Genomic DNA, 21,550 nt, shown 5'->3' with positions numbered 1-21,550 from the left:
TAAAATATCTAAATCTAGAAAAGGTATTTGGTATGCTCTAATCTCGGTATCTATGGATGTTCCGGAGCCTGGATTAGTTAATGGTTGGATCGGAGTAGATAGAGGTCAAAATAATATTGCAGTTGCAGCATTGCCTCATAGCTTTGGTAAATTTTGGAGTGGAAAGCAAGTAAAAAGTTTAAGGCGTAAATATCAAAAATTACGGAGACAACTTCAGGAAGCTAAGAAACTGAGAAAAATCAAGGACATCGAAAGGCGTGAGCGTAGAATTATGACTCACATCAATCATGTAATTTCTAAACAGTTAGTACAATTTGCCAAAGACTATCAGATGGGTTTGCGATTTGAGGATTTGTCGGGTATCAGACAAAGCTCAAAGCAACGGCAGAAAACCAAGTCAGATGCTAGTAAAAACCGAGACCATTGGGCTTTTTATCAGTTAGAAGTTTTTACCAGGTACAAAGCGATTAGAGCTGGTATACCAGTGGAGTCTGTACCAGCACCATATACTAGCAAGTCAGACCACCGTAACGGTGTACTAGGTAAGAGAGTTAAGCATACTTTTACGGGATTTGATGGTTATCAATGCAATGCTGATTGGAATGCCTCACAAAATATTGGTCAATGGTTAGGTAAATCATGTCCTTTGAGTCTTGAGAAAGCTGTATCTGTAATGGGTATGGATGATTCAAAGGTAGGGGTCAATGACAGTCCCTAAACTGATGAGAAGTTAAAACAGGTGGATTTATCCCCTGTTTTAACTACCGCCAGAATCCACGCGGATTTATCCCGTGGAGTGTCAATCTATAAATTCCCATTTCTCCTAACTATTTCCTACTCCCTACTCCCTAATTAGAGATTGAGCATTAGGCCGAAGTAAACTGGAAGCCAAGCACAACTAAAAGCAATACTTTTTTTCTGATTTACTCTCATACCCAATGCTCTACTTTAAGTATTCGTTAGGAAATTGCTTCTATTTCATCTTCAAAAAACCAAGTGCCCATTTTTTCTTCAAATTGGACCCAGTAGCCAATTCCACTACCGTCTACCATTTTGAATTCTGTGATTGTACCAATGGGATTTTGCTTCAATCGATTGATTATATTGCCAGGTATCTTTTGTTTTATACCTTTTACTTTAACTTTTTGACCAATTTCCATTTTTGTTTACAGTGTTCTTCGAGTGGTATTAATCAATCCATAGTTTATCTGAAATTAGTGCTTGAGCACAGTTCTATAAATATCAACCAAAAGTCAAAAGTTAAAAGTCAAAAGTTAAAATCCTGGTATGACTGAAGTCTCCCTCTCAAGTCAAAAATCAAAAGTTAAAATCTTGGTACGACTAATGTTAATTATTCATATTTTTACTTCTCTCCCACTCCCCCACTCCCCTATTCCCCTACTCCCCTACTCAAGAAAGTGCAGAAAAGTTTTTGATAAATGGTATTACCAGCTAGTAGTCTGCCTGATTTAGACAAAATTCGCTACATCTAAAATTTACTTAATTTTTGCCCCCCAATAATCTCCTGCAACGACTGACTAGACTTATTTTCTCCATTAATCTCTAGTCTAAAATCCGCCATAATATACTCTGATATCTAAAGTAATTTATTTATATGCTGGCCAAAAGAATTTTACCTTGTCTTGATGTTAATGCAGGCCGAGTCGTCAAAGGTGTCAACTTTGTGAATCTTCAAGATGCTGGAGACCCTGTGGAACTAGCCCAAGTCTATAATGATGCTGGTGCCGATGAGTTGGTATTTCTAGATATTACAGCCACTCACGAAGACCGAGATACAATAATAGATGTGGTTTATCGGACTGCACAGCAGGTTTTTATTCCTCTGACAGTGGGAGGCGGTATTCAATCCTTAGATAATATTAAAAATTTGTTAAGAGCAGGTGCCGATAAAGTTAGTATAAATTCAGCAGCAGTGCGTAATCCTGACTTTATTAATCAGGCCAGCGATCGTTTCGGAAATCAATGTATTGTAGTAGCTATTGATGCTCGTCGTCGTTCAGATCCAGACAACTTAGGATGGGATGTGTATGTCCGAGGTGGCCGAGAAAATACTGGTAAGGATGCGATCGCTTGGGCAATAGAAGTAGAAAAAAGAGGGGCAGGAGAGCTGCTTGTCACAAGTATGGATGCTGATGGAACCCAAGCAGGTTATGACTTAGACCTGACGAGAACTATAGCACAAAGTGTTCAGATTCCAGTAATTGCTTCTGGGGGTGCGGGTAACTGCCAGCATATTTTTGAGGCCTTAACTGATGGTCAAGCAGAAGCAGCATTACTAGCTTCTTTGCTACATTACGGTCAACTAAGTATAGCAGAAATTAAGGATTATCTTGCTGGCCATCAAGTGCCTGTAAGACAAAGTTAAGTTTACTTGTAACTTTTATTTGAGATTTTCTCAATAAAAATACTTAGATATATTTTTAAGAAATGTTGTTACAATAAAATAATTGTTACAAAACGTAACTTATGTTGGTCACAATTCTAATACTTGATGTTGCTTTGGTTGCTTGGGCTCTGCATTTGATGCAAGAGTCATTCCATCATCGAGAATTTTCTCTAATGCTAGCAGGTATCTTAGTTGCTATATCTGCTGCAGCAATGATGGTGGTTTATTTTCTCATGGGTACTTGTATGACTCACCTAACTCAAATGTCTCAACATTCCTACACATATTTTTAAGCTGGTCATCAGGGTATGATGTTCCTCAAGAAGGCCAGATACCCTGGTAGATCGTCCGATAAAAATATTGTAGAAATTTTTTGATTAATTTCTTGACAAATAAAGAAAAAATTAGGTACTAGAACTAATTATTTGGTTAGGGGTTATAGCTCAGTTGGTAGAGCGCCTCAATGACACTAAATCTTGGAGTAATTTTATCGGTTAAAGCGATAGAACTGACTTTAAAGTTTGCGATCTTAAAGATATTCATGTCATCAAGAAGGTATCTCAGTGGTATTTGATTAAGCTTCATTTTTTGGCCAGTAACAAAGGATGAAGCCAGTGAAAATGGGAAAAATAAATATCGAAACAATAAAGGGGTGATATCGTCTCAGGTAGACAGACCCCTTTTTCGGTCGTCGTAGTCTGAGGAGGTTCTGGTTTACACAGAATGGATTAAAGAGAAATAGACTGGAGGAACTTCTAATTGTATAATGTCTTGTATAATGTCAGAAGTTCTTTTATCCTTAGAGTCAATTTGCAATATTGCAAAAGCTGTTTTTTGAGAGAATCCTAGGCTCTAAATAAGAGTAAAATCAGCTTAGAGCTACATATTTGCCTGATTTTAGACATTTTTGCTCTTTTTTCACCCATTTACTAGAAATATCGCTACAATAAGATCATCCTCATCCAAAATTTTCTAAAACTAAAAATAAGTTTGTAAAAACTTATGAAAGAACAAAAAAAACACGACCTCAGCAGCCGTGTCCAAAAACAAATAAGGTTAAAATAATATATATAGTTTAAACGAAAATACTCACTAATGCAATAGTCATTTTCCTAATAATTATACTTATGGTTGCTATAATAATACATCTAGTGTATAATTGTCAACTATTTACTCTACATCTCGCGCTTACCAGAAATATAAGTGGGAAAAATTTTCTAAGTTAAAAGATACTTGTCCAATATGCAATGACACTCACAAAATATTTTCCACTAATGGCAGCTTAGTCATCTGTGGTCAAGACTGGCAAGTACCGAATTGGAAGAACTTCCTGGGTTAAAATTTAAACTTAACTTTTTAAGTTAAGATTAGAAATTACTTTATCACTGGCAAATTTTTATTTATGATTCTAGTAATACATATATTATACATGACCTCATCTGATTTGTCAAGGTTCAAAATGATTAGTGGATTTGTTTTGTGGCCAAATTCCACTCCTCTTGATCTGTACAAAATAGCCTGAGTAAAATGGTTTTGCTCGATCATCCCATGGCCAAAACAACTAGATTCTTGACTTACTGGTTTCTAACTGATATCATCTAATAAATAAAGCTTAATCGAAGCTCTGAAACCTATATACACGGGGTTATAGCTCAGTTGGTAGAGCACCTCAATGGCATTGAGGGGGCCAGCGGTTCGAGTCCGCTTAACTCCATATTGATAGAGACTAAACTCTCTCCTTTTGTAGCTACTAAATCCAGTATCATTTTAGTATCGTAAAATGACGAAACGAAACACTCTAAAGGTAAAGAAGGAGAAGGTAGGTTGTGTCTATATTGAGAAATATAAAGATAAATACCGAACTTATAGTAAATAATAATTTTCTACCACTAGATTATGAAAATTGTGGTGTATTTTTATGATGGTAATTTCATCAGCATTGAGAGTCTATTAGTAAGTGTGTTAACGAAGTTAGAAGTGAGATAGGGGAGCTGTCGGATTGGCGACGTATAGAAATCAGAAGTTGTTTTTGTAACGGGGTTACGCGACCCAATTATTTTGATCAATGTTTGGTATAAATTCTTAGAGGTTAGGAGTCAGGAGTCAGAATTTAACAATTAGAAAGCATGGGTTTTAATCATTCCTTGTTAATATTTTTTATCTGTTTTTTGTATATTGAAAGCTATTAAGTATTTTTTGATCGTCAATGTCAGGCTTGATTTTTTATCTGACATACATCAAAAATTAATTTTTTTTCCATGATTTACAGCCTTAAAAATTGCTTTGATTCACTCATATTTGAGAGATAATTATAGACATATTTAAGGAGATTTGTTGTTGATACTTGTTAATAAATATTATCGGCATTATGAGGGAGTATTTAAAGGCAGGAAAACTCCCAAGTAAAAGTTAAATATTTAACTGATAGTAGTTCTGATATTAATGAAATACAGTATTTTTTCTATTCCCTGTTTCCTCTGTTAGTTCCCATTCCCTTGTCTCGGTCGTTGACCAGGGGTCGCACCGCTACTCCTTAAAATCTAAATTTTGTCTGTCTCACCAATTTGATAAATTCTATATCAGAAAAAATTACATTCTTTCTGATTTTATTGATAATTATGTTGTTTGGCATAAACATTGAGATATTTTATGATATAATCAGCAATAATTGCCTAAAAACAGTGCTTTGGAAAACTGTGGTTTAGATGGAAAAAGATCATAACTATTATGAAGTTCTAGGAGTATCAAAAGATGCTTCAGCAGAACAGATTAAAAAAGCCTATCATAGTCTAGCACGTCAGTATCACCCTGACGTCAATTCAGGGGATATAAATGCAGCAGAAAAATTTAAAGAAATTAATTCAGTGTATGAGATTCTTTCTGACCCATTGAAGCGATCGCAATATGACCAAACTGTAGGGGAAGCACAGGAATTATATAAGCGTGGAGTTGCCAGAAGTCAGTTTGGAGATTATCAAGGTGCAATATTAGATTATACAAAAGCACTGGCAATTAATCCTGATTGGGCAGAAGTTTTATATCATAGAGGATTTGCTAGTTATAAATTGCAAGATTATCGAAATGCTGATATTGATTATACTAAGGCATTATTTTTAGACCCATACTTAGTAGAAGTTTACTATTATCGGGGTTTATGTCGGATGAAATTAAGGTATATTCAAGCTGGTATGGAAGACTATACTAAAGCATTAGAAATAAATCCGAATTTTGCTCATATTTATTATCAGCGTGGTTTGGTTTATCTAGAATTACAAGAACATCGTCTGGCAAGATTGGATTTCAGAAAAGCTGCTCAACTTTTTGCAGAGCAAGGAGATAGAGCTAATTCTCAAATATCTCTAGAAGCTATTAGAAGTTTAGAGAATTTTTCTTGGGCAGAAATACTAGAAATATTCCAGAAAACTTTTCAGGATAGTTGGATTGCAGTAAAGACTTTTATACCTAATCCAACAGGAGGGTTATTACCAGCTTTTTCTCAATTAGAACAGAAAAGAGCTTTGAATGTAGGAATTTTATTAGGGATAATATTTGAAGTTTGCTTTGTCATAGGAATTAGTCTAATTTCACAACGATTGGATGAAGCAAATCACACGGGATTTTTCTTGTTAATAATTATTGGTATTATTCCTTTTGTGAATATAACAGTTACAAGTGGTTTTGCCAGACTAATATTTAAAACTAATGGTAGTTTAACGGGAGATTTGTTTATCGCAGGTGCGTCATTACTACCTGTAGGTTTACTGCTGTTGATTAGTGGAGTTTTAAACAATTTGGTAATTAGTTTTATTTTAGCTATGTTTGCTCTTTGTTATACAATTTTAATTATGTATACTGGTTGTCAAAAAATTTCCAATATTTCTGAAGAAAAATCTGCTCTAATAGTACCTATTATGTTATTGGTAAGTGCGTTGCCATTTGGTTTAATTAACTAGATAAGTAGTCGTGCTTTTAGAAATTTCCTAGTTTAGAGATCGAATCCATTGGCAATGGAACTGTTATCAGAAACCGGGTTTGTGAGAAGTAGATTTTATACAGCGGGGTATTTAAAACAAACCCGGTTTGTACGCTTTTTGATACCGATACTACCGGATTTGATATTATTTCTTCCTTCTTCCTGATTCAAAAAATTCTTAACTGAACTGTATTGTGATATAATTATATTTTTGAATTTTCTATAAAGTAGTGACTAAATTTTTAAAGATTCTGTGAAGATAAAGACTTTGTGTTTGTATAAAGAGATTATAAGAGACTGTTTGTAAAATAAGTATTAAGAGAGCATCACTTGTGACTAAAATCTAAAAGCGGTAATAATTCAAGAGATTGAAATTTGGTAGATAAAGAAGTATTCAGTACATATATTCCTAGATTTTTAAGCGACAAATATTTATGTTTATTTCTTCCTCCTTATTTCCTATTCCCTATTCCCTATTCCCTATTCCCTATTCCCTGTTCCCTGTTCCCTGTTCCCTGTTCCCTATCTCCTTTTTATATTTTCTGATACATTCAATCTCTAAGTTATATTTATTAGTTCAACGTATTTCCGTTATTACAGGGTTGAACTTTCCTTTTTTAATAATAATGATGAGTGGGAGTCAATAGGCGATCGCCTGGTAGTAGATTCATCTCAATGGAGATATGTTGCTGGTCAAAACGAAGATGGAACATATATCTATGGAATTGAGGAGTCTGTCACTTTTGAGTCTATTAATATTCTATTAAGAAGACTTGACAGTAGGGAAGCAACTAAAATAGATGCTATTGCACTTACTCAAGAGCAGATTTTTGATAGTAAGTCTGTTCCGGAACCTACTTCTGTATTTGGTTTATTAGTTACTGGAGCTTTAGGGATAGTAAGATGGAATAGGCCAAAAAAATAATCGCAAATGTCAGATAACTGCGACAAAAAAAATTAAAATCAAATATTACTTACTGATGGTTCTTTTGATAGCAAGTATGGCAATTTTCTCTGAAAGAACTTTTGCTTTTGATTTTAAATTTAGTTCCAATGAGACAGTTTTGTTAGAGGATGAATTTGATAGTCGGGGAAAATGGCAACTATCCTCAAAACTCCGTCTTGATTCAGGTTATTTAATTTCAGATGGTGATTATCAAGCTGCATCACTTAAGTTAGTAGATTTAGGAATAAGTCCTCTCGATCTAAGTAATGGTGCGATTAATTTGTATTGGAGAGGAATTTTTCCCAAAGATGCAACAAAGCCGAGAAATTCTTATGTTATAGCTTTAGAATATGCGGATAATTTACCCTTTTGTTGGAATGGGAAAATCGGTGAAGATGTTGAAATGGTTATCAAGGAAGATGCTTCTTCCTGTCCGACAGGTTTCAGTCAGGTTAAAGACGATGGTGAACTTAAAGCTTGGATACGTCCTCAAGAACCTGCTAAACCGGGGTTAACAAGATTATTTGTAGACCCAGATTTTATTCCTGGTGTACAACCAGAAGAGCGTAATAGTTCTGAGTTTCCTTATATTCTTTTGGATGGTAAACCAAATACCCAGACCAATTATCGTATGAGAGTTCAGGAAAAAGATCGACAGGTTGAAGTTGAACTTTTCTGTTTAAACTGTCGCGATTGCCGGAGGCACAGCGAAGCTATCGCATATCAAAAATGTCGGTCATGTAGCAAGTTTTATACTACACACAAAGACAGTAGTAGTATGTATGCATTGATGCCAGCGCTCACTGCTATAGTTTTCCAGATGCTGAGAATTATTAGAAATTGCACCAATAGGATTATTTAATTCATGGACTATTCCAGCCATTAATTCTCCCAGTGCCGACATTTTTTCCTTTTCAATCAGTTGTGCTTGAGATACTTGTAATTCCTCTAAAGCTTGAGTAAGTTGATTAGTTTTCTTAGCTACTTCTTTTTCCAGATTCTTTCTTAAGTGTTGTAAATGTATATGAGTTTTTACTCTAGCAAGAACTTCAACTGCTTGAAATGGTTTAGTAATATAATCTACAGCTCCCAAATTAAAACCTTTAACTATACTTTCACTGTCTGAAAGAGCAGTCATAAAAATTATCGGAATATCTTTAGTTTGAGGATTTTCCTTCAACGTTTTACAAGTTTCAAACCCATCAATACCAGGCATTTGTATATCTAGTAATATTAAATCAGGTAAGTCATAAGAAATTTGCTTTAATGCTCGTTCCCCAGTAATTGCTGTGGTAACTTCATACCCTTCATCCGTTAAAGTTTGAACTATTACTTTTAGATTAGCTGGAGCATCATCTACAACTAAAATATATTCTGAATTGGGTGAGATTGACATTAATCTACTCCTTTTTCTCTAAAAAATTAATTATAAAATCTTCAATTTTATCAGCTTTAAAATCATCTGCCCACTGTAAAATTGGTACAGTAAAAGGAGTATATTTTGGCTCTAGTTGCTGAATTTTTTCGGCTTTTTTAGTCAATTTTTTTAGGCTCCCCCTTCTTGCTAAGTCGAGCAAAATTTCTAACTCTTCCGGTGGTGGAGATACAATTCTAGAATTATCAGTAGCCACATCTGAAACTGATGATTGGGGAATTATTTCCATATTTTCAATATTTTCTGTTTGAGCATATTTCCATTTAATTTCTAAATGTGCTTCTATCATTTTCAACAATTCCTCTGCATTTACAGGTTTAGGAATAAAATCATCCCCCCCAGCATCAAGACTGTATTGGCGATCTATATTCGAGACAGAAGCTGAAGAGATAATCACCTTTAAATGCTTTAATTCATCAGAGCCGCGTAATTGCCTGACCATCTTAAAACCATCTATCACTGGCATATATAAATCTGTAATAGTTAAATCTGGCTGAAGTTGCGCTACTTTAGCTAATCCCTCAGCACCATTTTCTGCCTCCGCAGTAATAAAACCAATAGGTTGCAGCAAATTAATCAGTACGGAGCGATTTTCCCAGCGATCGTCAATAACCAGAATAGTTTTTTGTCCTCCTTCGTAACCAATAATTTGTTTTCCCTCTACATTAGAAAGTGATTGCACCCAGTCACGACTCAGAGGAAATTTAACTGCAAAGGAAAATGTACTGCCAACACCCAACTGACTTTCTACTTTAATATCCGAACCCATGAGTTTCACAATTTGACTACTAATAGCTAATCCTAATCCTGTTCCCTCAGACTTCTTCGCTTGTTCTCCTACTTGTTCAAAGGGGTTGAAGATATTATCAATCTTATTGTCTGGAATACCAACCCCCGTATCTTGAATTTCAAATTTGACTGTTGTAGATGGATATGAGTTAGGAGTAGATATTGTCTCCTGGTGACTATCAGATAATTCTGTATTATGACTGGAATCATCGATATGTACTTGAAAAATCACTTTACCTGCATCTGTAAATTTGACTGCATTACCTAATAAATTAATTAAAACTTGGCGCAAGCGTTTTTCGTCTGCAATTATACCTTGGGGTAGGTTGGGGTCTGATTGATAAATTAACTGAATTCCTTTTTGATCTGCTTTGATGCGAATAATTTCTGCAATTCCTTGCAAAAAAGAAGGCAAATGGAAATCGTAGGGTTGCAAATCAAGTTTCCGAGCTTCTATTTTGGAAATATCCAGAACATCATTGATCAGAGTCAACAAGTGGTTACCACATTGATGAATAATTTCAATACCTTTACGTTCTTTTTTCCCCCAAGAATGGGAACGATTAAGAATTTGAGTATAACCGAGAATACCATTGAGAGGGGTGCGTAACTCATGACTCATATTAGCAAGGAACTCACTTTTTGCTTGGTTAGCAATCTCAGCAGCTTCTTTTGTCTTTTTGAGTTGCTGTTGCTCAAATGACTGTACCTTTAGCAAGACTATAATCATTGTCACAGCTAAACCGATCACTACCACTGCCATCAGATTTAATGCTCTTAGTTGCGATTCAATATTTGCCCTAGGAATGATTAACCCAACAGACCAGTCTGCTTCTTTGATGGGAACATAGGCAATATAAACTTTTTGCCGATCTATTTCTACTAATTCTATTCCTCTTTCCTTAGCAACCATTTTTCTGGCAATATTCTGCTGGTAAAGGTTTTCCGATGACAAAAAATTGGGAATTGGTTTTTTGATATTGCTGTTTATATCTTGTTGAGGGGTAAATATTGTCTTTCCTTGAGAATTAAGAGCAAAGGCATAACTGTTAGAGCCATATTTCAAACCATTCACTACTTCCCTAATCCGGTCTACTGGGATAGCACCTGCTATAATTCCAATTGGTTGTTTGGTATTATCAGAGTCTGACCAAACAGGAGCAGCAATAAAAACCATGAGAGTATTTAGGGTACGAGAATTGACTGGATCGGAAACATTTACTTTGCCAGCCATTGCTCGTTTAATATGCTTGCGGTCTTTGAGATTAGCTTTAGCTTTGCCGACTTTGCTAGTATAGTAAGAACCGTCAGGATTAATCATCGCAAAAAAGAAAAAATCTTGGGATTTCAATTGTTTAGATTTTAAGAAAGGTTCAACTATTGACCAGTTCATAGTTTGGAAGGTAGGAGTATTGCCCGTAGTGCGTGTTTCAACTTTTCTACTAGCCAACCATCGATCGATTTTATCAGCTCCTAGCTTTACTTCCAACAAAGCATTTTCTTTCAAATTATCTAGAATTAAATCCTGAACAACTTTATAGCTATAAAAAGCAGAAATACTAACTATTACAGTCGTACTACCGACCAATAAACGTAATATAAAGTTGTGACTTGAGTTCTCATCTTTTCGGTTATTTTGCCACCAATTTTGTAACCTTTGCCAAATTTTAATTTGTGGTAGTTGCTCAATTCTAGTCATAGCTGTTTCATTCTTTTTTCTTCAAGAAAATCATCAGTTTTTTTTAGAGTATTTATTGTTAAGGAAAATCCATCAGGATGATTATTAATGATATTAAATTCCCTAGCTTTGGAGTGATATGATTTCTACCAGAGACTCGTTGAGAAATCGGGTTTGTATGAAATACCCAAAATACCGATATCCGCCCCACAAACCCTATCTGTAACGTTTTAAAATAACGAATACTACGGAATTTGATATGATATTTGGTACTCATTCCCATTGAATAAGGTTGTAGATTGTAGGTCATGTTTTAAGGTTTAAGAGTATGGAGATTCACCCCAATTAATTGTGGACACTTTGAAGACCGTGGGGTCTTATACTCAATTTTCCAAATTTTCTGAATAATGCTCTGGAAAAATCTACTATCTCATACCAAATTCATGCATAGGCAGTTACATCTTAAGCATGTGATTTATTACTACAATAAAAAAATATATAAATTCCATAAATTCTAAAAATTAAACATTTTTTCCTCTTTTTTATCATGTTTTTCTTTCCCTCCATACCTATTCCGAGTTAAGTGTTCCCTGTATCGTGACTGTAGTAATATTTTATGAAATTGGTATCACAGTCAGCGTGATAAATTTTTGCTACAAATAGTTAGACTTGTTCTAAGGGTCTCCGAGTCAGGAGTCATATCAAATCCGGTTGAATACTTATTATATAGTTGGGGGTAGGGAGTAGGGGAGTAGGGGAGATTGAAGGCTTGAAGTAATTATAGAATTATCAACATATATTATATAACCTGATTATATATCAGAATAAATAGTATTTAAGCTATTTATTCAAGCGGAGTTTCTCTTTTTAGTCAAACAAACATATCATGTAAAGTATTTTAATTATACTTTATTATTCATAACATTCTGTTTTCAAGAATGGTATAAGAGCTAGGTTCCAGAAAAATCAGAGCATCGCGACAATCAAAAATACATCATAACTTGGCGTTGCATTATCAAGGGATGATTTTGATATGTATCCAAAAATTTAGCCCGATCAATCAAAAGTTTCAGATGCGTGTAAATTTAATTATCATCCCACAACTATGCAACGCTCATAACTTATACCAATTCACTTTAAGGATGTCACAAATAGTTTCAAACTTTAAATGTCAAAGAATTGCCTGAAACTATTGTATTGTAAAAGTTTTTAGTCTATGAAATCTAACTTCGCGCCTTCTGACTTCTGACTTCTGACTTCAGTGAAACGGTATTAGACCCGCACCCAGAAACTCGGTTTTTTCTTATATGTCTATTTTTCTGTTCAAACCAACGATTTTTCCTAGCAACCGGGTTTCTTTGGGCAAGTCCTATAGATAAAAAATTTATCGTATTTGCCGAAGAAGATAGTATTTTGACTAATCAATAATTTTTGAGGTTGGAAGTTATGAATCATCAGCTACTAAGCCATCATTGAAATGATTTTCAGTAGATTTTAGTTATTATTTAAATCTGTACAATATATTGATAATTGCTATAAGTATATAGATAAAATAAAACGTAAGCATTCAGCGGTCAGCTAGCCTCTTGCCTCCTCCAGAGGAGCTGCGCTAACAGAGGAGCTGCGCAATTCAAGTCGCTCCGCGAAACAGCTATCAGTTATTAACTTATTCTTTTTGAAGAAAGAATTAGAGTTGAAAGATTGAGGAACAATTAAAAGTTACTCTCAAATCATTCTTTGCTAATCTTTTTCATTAATTACTTAGTGCAGGATTATTACTAAGGAAAAATTGTTTACCGAATAATTAAGGTTTAAAGCCTCTCCTTTAAAGGAGAAACTTGAAAAAATTTTCCTTTTAGTCAATCCTATCCCTTTTCAAGGAGAGGTAATAATTAATTATTAATAATTAATTATTAATTGTTGAACTAGCATTCCGCAGGAAAAGCTAAAGGGGAGCTACCTGAATACTTACAATAAAACACAAAAAATATAAGAGAAGAAACAGCTAATTTAGCAATAAGGAATAGATAATTCCTTTCATACGACACCTGTTTTTGAGTTTGATATTTATTTATGCTTACTTACTTAACACCCCACAATCCATATTATCATAGAGAAAATAAATTGCTTTCAAACTCTGAAAAGAGTAGTATAAATATTAACACCTAAATATTAAATACTCAATGATGAACAGCCCATTTTTAAATCGTCTCCATAGCCCAGAACGTCCGGTCATCGTCTTTGATGGGGCAATGGGTACTAATCTACAAGTCCAAGAATTAACGGCTGAAGATTTCGGCGGTGCAGAGTATGAAGGTTGTAACGAATATCTTGTCCATACTAAACCAGAAGCGGTAGCTAAGGTCCACCGAGACTTCCTTGCAGCAGGTGCGGATGTGATAGAAACTGATACCTTTGGTGGGACAAAAATTGTACTGGCAGAATACGATTTATCAGACAAAGCTTACTATCTTAATAAAACAGCAGCCGAATTAGCAAAGTCTGTTACTGCGGAATTTTCTACCCCCGAAAAGCCTAGATTTGTTGCTGGTTCAATGGGACCAGGAACTAAATTGCCTACCCTCGGACATATTGATTTTGACACCTTAAAAGATGGTTTTGCGGAACAAGCAGAAGGTCTTTGGGATGGGGGAGTAGATTTATTTCTGGTGGAAACTTGTCAGGATGTTTTACAGATAAAAGCTGCTTTAAATGGTATAGAAGAAACCTTTGCGAAAAAAGGCGAACGTCGCCCCATCATGGTGTCAGTAACTATGGAAGCTTTTGGCACTATGTTAGTAGGTTCAGAAATTAATGCTGCTGTGACAATTTTAGAACCTTATTCTATTGATATTTTAGGATTAAATTGCGCCACTGGTCCTGATTTAATGAAGGAACATATTCGTTATTTATCAGAAAATTCTCCTTTTATTGTTTCCTGTATTCCTAATGCTGGTTTACCAGAAAATATCGGCGGACAAGCTCACTATAGATTAACTCCTATAGAGTTGAAAATGGCATTAATGCACTTCGTTGAAGATTTGGGAGTGCAGGTTATCGGTGGTTGTTGTGGTACTCGTCCAGACCATATTAAAGCATTATCTGAAATTACTGAAACTCTTCAACCAAAAGAACGAGAATATAACTATATTCCATCAGCAGCTTCCATCTATTCTTCAGAAACTTACGAACAAGATAACTCCTTTTTAATTGTTGGGGAAAGACTTAATGCTAGTGGTTCTAAAAAATGTCGAACTTTACTAAATAATGAAGATTGGGATGGCTTAGTTGCCCTGGCAAAATCTCAGGTAAAAGAAGGGGCACATATTCTTGATGTTAACGTTGATTATGTGGGGCGCGATGGGGTGAAAGATATGCACGAATTAGCATCTCGTTTAGTCACAAATGTTAATTTGCCTCTGATGTTAGACTCGACTGAATGGGAAAAAATGGAGGCTGGTTTAAAAGTTGCTGGCGGTAAATGTTTGCTCAATTCTACTAACTATGAAGATGGAGAACCTCGTTTTTTTAAAGTATTAGAATTGGCGAAAAAATATGGTGCTGGTGTGGTAGTTGGAACCATCGATGAGGATGGAATGGCGCGGACGGCTGATAAGAAATTTGAAATAGCAAAACGAGCTTATGATGCAGCAATAGAATATGGGATTCCTGCCCATGAATTGTTCTTTGATACTTTAGCTTTGCCAGTTTCTACTGGTATTGAAGAGGATAGGGAAAATGGAAAAGCAACGATTGAGTCAATTAAACGTATCCGAGAAGAGTTACCAGATTGTCATATAATGCTTGGAGTTTCTAACATTTCATTTGGTTTAAATCCGGCAGCAAGACAAGTATTGAACTCGGTATTTTTGCATGAAGCAATGGCAGTAGGTTTGGATGGTTCTATTGTTAGTGCAAGTAAGATTTTACCCATGTCAAAAATTGAACCAGAACAGCAAGAAGTTTGTCGGAAACTAATATATGACCAACGGGAATTTGATGGGGATATTTGTACTTACGATCCTCTGGCTGAACTGACAACAATGTTCCAGGGTAAAACAACTAAAAAAGACCGTTCTGCCACACAAAATTTACCAATTGAAGAACGTTTAAAACAACATATTATTGATGGGGAACGTATCGGTTTAGAGGATGCTTTAGCCAAAGCTCTAGAAGCATACCCGCCGTTAGATATTATCAATGTCTATTTATTAGATGGCATGAAAGTAGTAGGAGAATTATTCGGTTCCGGACAAATGCAATTACCATTTGTATTGCAGTCTGCTCAAACCATGAAAGCAGCAGTTGCCTATCTACAACCTTTCATGGAAGCAGAAGAGTCTGGTGAAGATAATTCTAAGGGAACTTTCCTGATTGCCACTGTTAAAGGAGACGTTCACGATATTGGTAAAAATCTGGTGGATATTATCCTCTCAAATAATGGTTATCGAGTAATTAACTTAGGAATTAAACAACCAGTTGATAACATTATTGCTGCTTACCGGGAACATAATGCGGACTGCATCGCTATGAGTGGTTTATTAGTGAAGTCAACCGCATTTATGAAAGATAACTTGGAAACATTTAACCAAGAAGGTATTACAGTTCCGGTGATTTTAGGTGGTGCCGCTCTAACTCCGAAATTCGTTCATCAAGATTGCCAAAATACCTACAAAGGTAAGGTTGTTTATGGTAAGGATGCGTTTTCCGATTTGCATTTCATGGATAAGTTGATGCCAGCAAAATCAGAAAATCAGTGGGATGATATCCAAGGTTTCTTGGGTGAGTTTGCTGAAGAAAACGGTAACGGTAGTGGTAATGGTAATGGTAAAGATCCTAGCGAAGTTAAGTCTGAAGAAAAAGAGGAAACTAAACCTGCTGAACCAGTTGTGATAGATACTCGGCGTTCTGATGATGTAGCAGTAGATATCCCTCGCCCGACTCCTCCATTCTGGGGAACCAAGTTATTACAACTAGAAGATATGCCATTCGAGGAATTATTCTGGTATTTAGATTTGCAAGCGTTGATGGCAGGGCAATGGCAATTCCGCAAACCTAAAGGACAACCACGGGAAGAGTATGATGCCTTTTTAGCAGAGAAAGTTTATCCGATTCTGGAAAATTGGAAATCACGGGTAGTTAATGAGAAGTTGCTGTATCCCCAAGCAATTTATGGTTATTTCCCTTGTCAATCAGAAGGAAATACACTTTTCATTTACGACTCCGACGAAATGAATAAGACTGGTAAACCAACAACAGTTGTCACCAGTTTTGAATTTCCACGGCAAAAGTCGGGACGACGGTTGTGTATTGCTGACTTCTTTGCTCCCAAGGATTCCGGAATTATTGATGTGTTCCCAATGCACGCTGTAACAGTAGGAGAAATAGCGACTGAGTTTGGTCAGAAGTTGTTTGCTGAAAACGAATATACAGATTATTTGTATTTCCACGGTATGGCGGTACAAACTGCCGAAGCAATGGCAGAATGGTTACACGCTCGTATTCGTCGGGAGTTAGGTTTCGGCGGTGAGGATGCAGATAATATTAAGGATATTCTGAAACAGCGTTATCAGGGATCGCGTTATAGTTTTGGTTATCCCGCTTGTCCGAATATGCAAGACCAGTTTAAGCAGTTAGACTTGTTGCAAGTAGACAGAATTGATATGTATATGGATGAGAGCGAGCAATTGTATCCAGAACAATCGACGACAGCGATTATTACTTATCATCCAGTGGCGAAGTATTTTAGTGCGTAGTTTGGGGTGAAAAACCTAACCCCCCAACCCCCTTCCCTCCCAGGGAAGGGGGAGCAAGATTTTCTCCCCTCTCCTGCAAGGAGAGGGGTTGGGGGAGAGGTCCTTAGTTTTTTTTCGCTCCTACCTAATATATTGACTTAATCAAAGAATAACGATATAATAGCTCACAAAGCATAGGATTAAATAGGTAGCGCTCACGCATAAATGAAATCCATTAGAACCAAGCTCAAACTTAATAATAAACAAAAAACTCTGATGGCTCGACACGCGGGCTACTCACGCTGGTGCTATAACTGGGGTTTAAGCTTATGGAATCAAGCATATATTGATGGCTACAAGCCTAATGCTGATAAACTTAGAAAAGTTTTTACCAATTATACGAAACCTCTCCACCCTTGGATGAAAAACTTGTCATCTAGAGTTTATCAATACGCTTTCCGAAACTTAGGTGAAGCATTTAAGAGGTTTTTTCAAGGTTTAAGTAAACATCCCAGGTTCAAGAAGAAAGGCAGATCGGATTCTTTCACAATTGATAATTCTGGAACAGCAATAGAACTTAATGGTTGGTCTCACAAGTTACCTTTTATCGGTTGGGTAAAAACTTATGAACCCATTGAAGCAACAACTAAAAAGCAGGACTATTAGTAGACAAGCAGGTGATTGGTATCTCAGTTGTAGCTATGAATGGAATACCATAACCACACCGAAGAAAACTGACGTTATAGGTGTAGATTTAGGTCTAAAAACCTTAGCTACTTTGAGTGATGGTCAAGTATTTGAAAGTGTAAAATCGTATCAGAGATTTGAAGCTAAGTTGTCTAGGATGCAGTACCTAAATCGTCATAAAGAGATTGGTTCTGCTAACTGGAAGAAGGCGCAGTTAAAGATAGCCAGTCTACACAGAAAGGTGGCTAACATTCGTAAAGACACACTTCATAAATTGACAACTTACTTAGCCAAGAACCACGGCACTGTTGTCATAGAAGACCTAAATGTGTCTGGAATGTTAGCTAACCACAAGCTAGCTAAGTCAATAGCAGACCAAGGGTTTTATGAGTTTCGCAGACAGCTTGGATACAAGTGTCAATGGTATGGCTCACAATTAGTAGTAGTAGATAGATTTTTTCCATCTTCAAAAACTTGTTCTAACTGTGGTCATATCCAAGATATGCCATTAAATCTCAGGACTTATGATTGCCCTGAATGTGGGTTGTCAATAGATAGAGATTTAAACGCTAGTATAAATTTGAGAAATGCGGTCGGCTTGACCGTCAATGCCTGTGGATGAGTAACCGCCGACGGCCTCAGCAGAAGCAGGAAGTAAACATTAAAATGTCACCTTTTATAACGTTTTATGTCAGTTTTATAAAGCAGCAGTCTACGACGGCGATTCTTACTTATCATCTTGTTGCGAAGTATTTTAGTGCGTAGGTAGAGAAGTCCGTAGTGCGTAGGTTGGGTTGAGGAACGAAACCCAACATTACGAAGAGGTGCTTATCCCCCCTAACCCCCCTTTGAAAGGGGGGAATAAGAAAGGGGGAAAATCTCCGACTTACGCAAAGAAACCCGGTTTCTTCAAGAAACCCGGTTTCTGAGTTCGCGATCGCCACTCAAAGACAGTATAGATATAGATAATAGTGATGAATAACTGCTAACGAAATCATGTAGGGGCGGGTTTCATAGGGGATTATTGGGAAAACACATTGATTAGGTAAACCCGCCCCCAATTCTAGAGCGTAGGGGACGGGTTTAGATGAATAACTGAATTGCGTACAAAAGCTTCTGGTGAAACCCGCCCCTACAAATTCGGTGACGTTAATTTCAACCTGACTCCTTCTGACTCAACTTCTTGGCTTTTTCCCTTTCTATTCTTTATGGTTCCACCTAGCATTAAACCGCCAAGTGCGATAAAACCTAATGTGAGGCTAGGTTCAGGGGTGGCTACCGCCGTCGCCACCGCCGACTCCATTTTTTCCGTCGCCACATCGTAGGAATCAAGCGTAATCAATCCAAACCCCAAATTCCAAGAAACTTGATCAACCCATTGCCATTCCCCATCCTTAAACATATCACCATTATAATTCTGTATTCCTACCTCTAAATCTTCGTCTATATACAATATAAAATCACCCTCTTCTAATTGTAATTGACCGGTACTCAAGTCAAATAGGAAGGATGATTGGATTAAGTCCTCAACCTCACTTTCCCACCTGTTGCCCTCATTGTCCCAAATACTGATTCCTCCTACCAATTCCTCTTCAGTTATCCAACCGAAACCTTCTTCGCCTTCGCTCTGTGAGTCAACGCCACTCCACTCCAACTTCACCCACTTGCTGGAGTCAGTACCGTCAGTAAAAGTGGTAACGAACGATGCTGCTTGTGCTCCTTGAGCTAGGAGGGAAAAGGTGGCTCCCAGGGAAACCGTCGCACCAGCGAGTGCTGTTAGGATTTGCTTGCTTATAATTAGAGCTAGAGAAATTATTAAACCGAAAAATGATAACCGCATTGAGTTGATTTGTGCTAATGCTTGTAATTTACCCAAATTTCAGCAATTGTTTGATTATGTAATTGCTCTAGAATGTATTTTTTCTTTTCCATCTAGAGAAACTTTCTTTCAAGAAGTTAGAAAAAACATGAAAACAGGAGGTGAATTTATAGTCGTAGATTTTATTATTAATGATAAAATTTACTACTTTTGGCAAAAGTTCGAGAAACAAGTATTAAATCGCCTAATTACTGATACATACGGTTCAAAAGCAACAAATAAGGTAAAATTTATTTGTTTATAAGAGTATGAAAATATTGGGAAAAATACAGATTTTAAACTAAAAGAAGTAGTTGATATAACTAAAAATATGCAGCCTACATATTCAGTAATCAATAGTTTAATTATTAATAGTTTCAATGATTGGATTACAGCTAAATGGTTAGAGTGTTTTAGTTTATTTGATCTGATTAAATATGAAATTTTAGTGTTCAATTGATTTTAAACTCTTTCCATATATGAGAGGATGCTAGAAAAGCGATCGTTTGTTAAAGGAGATAATAAATATGCCAGAACTTAAGATTAAATGTCAAAATCCAGAATCATTAAAAAACACCATTGAAAACATGATATATGACCGGGTAAAATCCCTGAAATCAGGAATTGCTAAAACAAAAAAAATACTCTTATAATTTGAAGAAAAATATCAGTTATCCACTCAATAATTTCTACTCCGATATGAGAATGACGAATTTGAATAAACTTTAGAATTAGATGAATGGATAGGGGAAGCTTTGATGTTGAAACGACTCGAAGAAAACATAGAAAAACTGGGAGAGATTGAGTTTGTTATTTGAGGATTACTTGCAGCAAATTCACGATTTAATCCTAGCTTGTGAAGTAGTGCAGAATTTTCAGATAATACCCTCTCAACGAAGTGATTTTGAAGGTATGATTCGAGGGGAAATAAAGTTTATAGATAATTCTGTTTTAATGGTGCGATAATTTGTAGATGTGGAATTAACAATAGACCGCGATATGTATTCCTATCAATATATGACTGCCTCAAATAATCTGATTTTCCGCTATAATAATACGAGGCATCATAAAAAGCTAAACTTACCAAATTTTCCCCACCATAAACATGATGGAAGTCAAGAAAATGTTATTTCCTCAAATAGTCCTATTTTGATAGAGGTATTACAGGAAATTGAAAATATTCTCAGGAGGTAAATATGCCAGAAATAAAGATTAGATGCCAACATCCAGAATCATTAAAAATTTTATTAAAAGCAGCAGTAGGAAAAGAATTACCGAAAAATTAATAATTAATAATTAATAATTAAATAATTCGCGCCTTGAAGCCTCCCCTTGGATAGGGGAAAACAAAGACAATATTCCTTATATTCAATTCCCTCGCAGTTTTAACCTTCTTGTAATTATCAAGTTCGCAATTATCCATTATCCATTAATGAAAGTCTTTGTCTGATGGTATTGAACCAACTAAACAAAGATTGCATAAATTTGAGACTAAATATCAGTTATCTACAGAATAATTTCTCAGAAGATATGAAAATGATGAATCTACAGAAACCCTAGAATTAGACGAATGGATTGGAGAATCTTGGATGCTGAAAAATCTCTGTGAAGAAGTAGAAAATTTAAAGGTGGTTGAGTTTGTTAATTAAGGATTGAATATGAAATTAATAGCAACAGAACAAGGTTTATTAATACCGAAAGAATAGTTAGGAGAAAGCCAATAATTTAAGATTATTCAAGAAAATGGGAAAATTATTATCACCAGCATCAAAAAAACACCTTCCATAACCACTCATACTTTTTTTTGCAAACTCTCTTGTTGACAAAACCAATAATGAGTGTTTATATTTATTTTTAGGTAACTTTTGTAATGTTATTATATTTTGGCATGCTTAACTATTGTTCAACAGTTGAAAAAAAAATCATGGGTACTAAACAAGCGTCTTTTTTATTAGGTATCTCTCGTCAACGTTTATTAGTTTTACTAGCTCAAGGAAGAGTTAAAGGAGCCAAAAAAAATGGTAGATTCTGGGAAATTCCAG

At 35.8% G+C, this 21,550-nt stretch carries 15 protein-coding genes, 1 tRNA gene and 1 pseudogene; 13 read left to right on the top strand and 4 right to left on the bottom strand.

The window, feature by feature from the left end; all coding sequences use genetic code 11:
• On the top strand, positions 1-718 hold a 718-nt coding region (locus tag F6K22_RS00735; protein ID WP_293092265.1), incomplete at its 5' end, for a transposase.
• A 241-nt stretch (positions 719-959) separates the two neighbouring features.
• Here the strand turns inward: F6K22_RS00735 and petP are convergent.
• Complete coding sequence (petP, locus tag F6K22_RS00730; protein ID WP_293092263.1) at positions 960-1,160, bottom strand: cytochrome b6f subunit PetP; 201 nt, start codon at positions 1,158-1,160, stop codon at positions 960-962.
• Between the two features lie 455 nt (positions 1,161-1,615).
• Here petP and hisF point away from each other — a divergent pair, with 455 nt between their 5' ends.
• From hisF to F6K22_RS41625, 6 genes are all read left to right on the top strand, one after another.
• Entirely contained in the window at positions 1,616-2,386 is a 771-nt protein-coding gene (gene hisF / locus F6K22_RS00725; protein WP_293092261.1) for an imidazole glycerol phosphate synthase subunit HisF, read from the top strand.
• A gap of 101 nt (positions 2,387-2,487) precedes the next feature.
• Positions 2,488-2,700 carry a hypothetical protein gene (locus F6K22_RS00720; RefSeq protein ID WP_293092259.1) on the top strand — a complete coding sequence of 71 codons (213 nt, stop codon included), beginning with the start codon at positions 2,488-2,490 and terminating at the stop codon, positions 2,698-2,700.
• A gap of 866 nt (positions 2,701-3,566) precedes the next feature.
• Positions 3,567-3,746, top strand: a complete 180-nt coding sequence (locus F6K22_RS00715; protein ID WP_293092257.1) for a hypothetical protein — start codon at positions 3,567-3,569, stop codon at positions 3,744-3,746.
• 302 nt (positions 3,747-4,048) lie between these two features.
• A tRNA-Ala gene (locus tag F6K22_RS00710) sits at positions 4,049-4,121 on the top strand.
• Between the two features lie 991 nt (positions 4,122-5,112).
• Entirely contained in the window at positions 5,113-6,360 is a 1,248-nt protein-coding gene (locus tag F6K22_RS00705) for a J domain-containing protein (RefSeq protein ID WP_293092255.1), read from the top strand.
• Between the two features lie 585 nt (positions 6,361-6,945).
• Positions 6,946-7,305, top strand: a complete 360-nt coding sequence (locus F6K22_RS41625; protein WP_363272566.1) for a PEP-CTERM sorting domain-containing protein — start codon at positions 6,946-6,948, stop codon at positions 7,303-7,305.
• Positions 7,306-8,062: 757 nt separating this feature from the next.
• On the opposite strand, the gene F6K22_RS00700 is transcribed toward F6K22_RS41625, so the two are convergent.
• Both F6K22_RS00700 and F6K22_RS00695 read right to left on the bottom strand, forming a co-directional pair.
• Complete coding sequence (locus F6K22_RS00700) at positions 8,063-8,722, bottom strand: response regulator (RefSeq protein WP_293092253.1); 660 nt, start codon at positions 8,720-8,722, stop codon at positions 8,063-8,065.
• Between the two features lie 4 nt (positions 8,723-8,726).
• Positions 8,727-11,249, bottom strand: coding sequence for a hybrid sensor histidine kinase/response regulator (locus tag F6K22_RS00695; protein WP_293092251.1), 2,523 nt, complete (start codon positions 11,247-11,249; stop codon positions 8,727-8,729).
• A gap of 2,165 nt (positions 11,250-13,414) precedes the next feature.
• Between F6K22_RS00695 and metH the strand changes: the two genes are divergently transcribed.
• Both metH and F6K22_RS00685 read left to right on the top strand, forming a co-directional pair.
• Positions 13,415-16,984: a methionine synthase gene (gene metH, locus F6K22_RS00690; RefSeq protein WP_293092269.1), complete on the top strand. Its 3,570-nt coding sequence runs from the start codon at positions 13,415-13,417 to the stop codon at positions 16,982-16,984.
• Positions 16,985-17,188: 204 nt separating this feature from the next.
• A pseudogene (locus F6K22_RS00685) lies at positions 17,189-18,272 on the top strand (RNA-guided endonuclease InsQ/TnpB family protein).
• Positions 18,273-18,782: 510 nt separating this feature from the next.
• Here the strand turns inward: F6K22_RS00685 and F6K22_RS00680 are convergent.
• The gene (locus tag F6K22_RS00680) at positions 18,783-19,526 is read right to left on the bottom strand and encodes a hypothetical protein (protein WP_293092271.1); all 744 of its coding nucleotides are present in this window, start codon (positions 19,524-19,526) and stop codon (positions 18,783-18,785) included.
• Here F6K22_RS00680 and F6K22_RS00675 point away from each other — a divergent pair.
• The 4 genes from F6K22_RS00675 to F6K22_RS00660 all read left to right on the top strand — a co-directional run bounded on the left by F6K22_RS00675 (position 19,438) and on the right by F6K22_RS00660 (position 20,702).
• On the top strand, positions 19,438-19,773 hold the full coding sequence (locus tag F6K22_RS00675) for a class I SAM-dependent methyltransferase (RefSeq protein ID WP_293092267.1): 336 nt from the start codon (positions 19,438-19,440) through the stop codon (positions 19,771-19,773). The genes F6K22_RS00680 and F6K22_RS00675 overlap by 89 nt on opposite strands.
• A gap of 262 nt (positions 19,774-20,035) precedes the next feature.
• Positions 20,036-20,161, top strand: coding sequence for a hypothetical protein (locus tag F6K22_RS00670; RefSeq protein ID WP_293092249.1), 126 nt, complete (start codon positions 20,036-20,038; stop codon positions 20,159-20,161).
• A gap of 154 nt (positions 20,162-20,315) precedes the next feature.
• Positions 20,316-20,474, top strand: a complete 159-nt coding sequence (locus F6K22_RS00665; protein WP_293092247.1) for a hypothetical protein — start codon at positions 20,316-20,318, stop codon at positions 20,472-20,474.
• 9 nt (positions 20,475-20,483) lie between these two features.
• Positions 20,484-20,702, top strand: coding sequence for a toxin-antitoxin system TumE family protein (locus tag F6K22_RS00660; protein WP_293092245.1), 219 nt, complete (start codon positions 20,484-20,486; stop codon positions 20,700-20,702).
• Positions 20,703-21,550: the final 848 nt, after the last annotated feature.

The organism is Okeania sp. SIO2F4 (genome assembly GCF_010672385.1).
Lineage (GTDB): Bacteria > Cyanobacteriota > Cyanobacteriia > Cyanobacteriales > Microcoleaceae > Trichodesmium.
Note: the sequence above shows the minus strand (reverse complement) of the source record. Positions and strands in the feature narration are given on the sequence as shown.